The 428-nt window shown below is 32.7% G+C and carries 1 protein-coding gene; it reads left to right on the top strand.

The features are described from left to right. On the top strand, positions 1 to 428 hold a 428-nt coding region (locus tag U5B17_RS09685), incomplete at both ends, for a hypothetical protein (RefSeq protein WP_430805144.1).

Genomic DNA, 428 nt, shown 5'->3' with positions numbered 1-428 from the left:
TAAACAAGGCTCAGGAATATTAACAGCTACCATAACAGACAAAGGAAAGATAAAAGAGGTAGAAATTCCAGCTATAATAAAAATAAAAGAGAAATTTATACTAAATGGTAATGACATAACAGATAAACTAGATATAAAAACATATGATAAGATTTTAAATACTTTAAACTCACAAGAGTTTAAAGATAATATAATAAAAGAGCTTAGATCAAATCCAAACACTCCAATAGATGAAAAAACCATAAATCAGATAAAAGCCACTCTAAACTCAAAAGAGTGGGAGGATAAAACAACTACACTTAGTGGCATAGGCTCACTTATAATAACGGCTATAGTTACATACCTAACAGCAGGAGCAGGAGCTGCATTTGCAGGAGGTATAGGACTAGCTAGTGGCACAGCAAGTGCTACTATGGTATCTGCTATGA

The sequence above is a fragment of the Campylobacter australis genome (genome assembly GCF_050586305.1).
Lineage (GTDB): Bacteria > Campylobacterota > Campylobacteria > Campylobacterales > Campylobacteraceae > Campylobacter_A.
Note: the sequence above shows the minus strand (reverse complement) of the source record. Positions and strands in the feature narration are given on the sequence as shown.